Origin of the sequence: Actinomadura sp. NPDC048032, assembly GCF_040653175.1 — a bacterium.
GTDB classification, from domain to species: Bacteria; Actinomycetota; Actinomycetes; order Streptosporangiales; family Streptosporangiaceae; genus Spirillospora; species Spirillospora verrucosospora.
Map to the genome: position 1 here is coordinate 1 of NZ_JBEZJP010000694.1, position 2445 is coordinate 2445.

At 70.7% G+C, this 2445-nt stretch carries 2 protein-coding genes; both read right to left on the reverse strand.

Translation table 11 applies throughout. The annotated features are described in order from the left end of the window. Nucleotides 1-29 precede the first annotated feature (29 nt). On the reverse strand, nt 30-1148 hold the full coding sequence (locus AB0C69_RS41155) for a DUF2637 domain-containing protein (protein WP_360362094.1): 1119 nt from the start codon (nt 1146-1148) through the stop codon (nt 30-32). A gap of 264 nt (nt 1149-1412) precedes the next feature. Further along, nucleotides 1413-2099 carry a dioxygenase gene (locus AB0C69_RS41160; RefSeq protein ID WP_345183772.1) on the reverse strand — a complete coding sequence of 229 codons (687 nt, stop codon included), beginning with the start codon at nt 2097-2099 and terminating at the stop codon, nt 1413-1415. Between the last annotated feature and the right edge of the window lie 346 nt (nt 2100-2445).

The following is a 2445-nucleotide window of genomic DNA, read 5'->3' on the forward strand; positions in this document are numbered from 1 at the left end:
GGTCCGGAACGCGCGGAAAGAGCGCGGGGTCAGACGCGCCAGGACTGGACGAGCGCGTCCAGCGTCACCTGGTCGTAGACGATGCCCTGGGCCTTCAGCTCCTGGGCGACCAGCTCGCCGTCGCCGTGGTGCTTGGCCAGCAGCCGGTACACCGCGTACGGGAACCAGTGGTTGTCGCTGATCCGCTGGATCTCGGCCTCGTCGCAGCGGTAGCCCTCGGCCCTGACCTCGGCGAGCGTCGCGGCGACGTCGCCGTGGCGGCGTTCGAGGATGTCGATGACGAGGGACCGCAGGTTCTCCGGCGCGGGCCCGACGGGCGCCTCCTCCTCGGGGACGGTGCCGTAGGAGCTGCGGCCATTGAGGCTGCCGCGCGACGCGGCGCTGACCACGGCCAGCTCCGGCTCCGGCTCCGGCTCGGGGACCGGCGCGGGCGCGGGCGCCTCGGTCGCGGCGGGTGCCGCGGCCGGAGCGGAGGCGGCCGGTGCGGCCGGGGCCGGAGCGGCCTCGCCCGCTGGCGCGCCCTTGGCCTCGGCCCTGCCCGCGGTCCCGGACTCGATCGCCTTGCCGGAGTACCCGGGCACCTGGATCTGCGCGAACGGGCCGGTGTTGCGCAGCGGCATCAGGGTGATCTGGTTCAGCGTGACCGGCCCGGCGATCGCGCGCGTCTGCGGCTCGGGCTGCTTGGCCTCCTCCTCCTCGGTCCTCTGCGACACGTACCGGTGCAGCGTCCGCAGCAGTACGAACAGGCCGAGCATCGACACGATCGGCGGGACCGCGGCCGTCGCCTGGAAGGAGAAGGTCTTGTGGCCGACATGGCCGACGTTGAAGATGAGGCTGGCCGTCCACCCGGCGAGGGCGATGGTCAGCGGCAGGCAGAAGTCGAGCCAGCTCATCAGGGCCCGGCGCTTGATGACGAAGGCGTCGATGGCCAGCAGGAACAGCCCGAGTTCACCGACGATGATGAACAGGTCGACCAGCAGGGGGAAGGACTCGGCCTTCCATCCCCGCAGGCCGTGCTCCAGGGCCCAGTGGTAGAGACCGGCATAGGACTGGGCGAAGCCACCGGCGGTGGCGGTCAGGACCGCGGCCGCCATGAAGGCGATGGCCCCCCACCGTGTGATGACCTGTGCCCGGTTGGCAGCGCTCATGTGGCGTGTGCTCCCAGATTCCTTACACAACCAAAAGTGATCGGTGGGAGACTATCCATTCCTTTGCCGTTTCGTGGCCGATTCGCATCACGTCTCGGTCCCGTTCCCCGCGAAACGGCGCGGCGCGCCGGGGGAACCTCGCGAAAAGCCGCAGGCGAGAGCCCCCGCAGTCGCACAGCGGGAGCCCCCGCCAAGGCGCGCCGGTGCCTTGGCGGGGGCGGGATTCCGCGGGAGCGGTGACGGAATCCGGCCGCGGAACCCCGGTCAGGGAACCTGCAGGACGAAGTCGAACTTCGCGGTGCGGCCCGTGGGAGTGGTCTGGACCTTCATGAGCAGCGCCGGGTCGTAGAGCGAGTCGGAGCTGTTGCGGGGCTCGTTCGGGAAGTACAGCTGCGTCGTCAGGATCTGCCGGTAGGGGGCCTGCGCCTTGACGTGGATGTGCCGGGTGCGGCCGGGGTAGAGGCCCGGCACGATCGTCGTGAGGGTGAATCGTCCCGAAGCGTCCGTGTATTGATGTCCACGGAGCTTGTAGCCGTAGTTGTCGTAATTGCCGTAATAGTCCGCCTGCCAGAAGTCGAGCAGGGCGTGGGCCACCGGCGTGCACGACATCGAGTAGACGATCCCGGAGACCGTGAGGGGGGTCCCCGGCATGCCGGGCGTCACGATCGACGCGCGCTCGGGGGACCCGGGCTTGAAGTAGGGGCCCTCCATCTGCGAGTGCGTCGGGGTGTCGTCCCCGTCGTCGCACTTGGGCGTCGGGGTGAGCGGCCGCTGCTCGGTGCGGGCCTGCGCGGGCGCGGTCACCGCGGACACGGCGGTGGGCAGCGCCAGCGCGCCGATGCCCGCCGCGCCCGCGGCGACGATGAAGTTCTTGCGGCTGATGCCGTTGTCCTGGCCGTCGCCGGTGCCGGGCTCGTGGCCGGTGCCGGTCTCCTGCTCGTCGGCTGGCATGGGGGTTCCTCTCGGGGGTCGTCCGGGATCTTCCGGTTGGCGGGGCTCCCTGGGAGTCGGTCCGCGACATGTATAAGCCGCCGGGGAAGGGGCGGTCTTGCCGCTGCGTGCCGTGACTTTGGCGGCGAGTGCCAAAGCCCGCCGGAAGCGTCGTGCTGACTCGCTCATTGACCTTCCTGACGCGCCGTAGAAGCCTTGCGGTTGGCGTCCGAGACCCCGCCCGCCGACCGGAGGAGCGTCATGCCCACGCTCGTTGACACCTCGGACCACCCTGCCCGCGACCAGGCGGACTACTGGCGCCACCTGATCAGCTCGGCCTTCGGGCCGTTCCACGTGCAGCCCTGCC

Excerpts from the sequence above, each read along its gene's own strand:
- AB0C69_RS41155 (WP_360362094.1), bottom strand. The coding sequence starts at position 1,148 with ATGAGCGCTGCCAACCGGGCACAGGTCATCACACGGTGGGGGGCCATC.
- AB0C69_RS41160 (WP_345183772.1), bottom strand. The coding sequence starts at position 2,099 with ATGCCAGCCGACGAGCAGGAGACCGGCACCGGCCACGAGCCCGGCACC.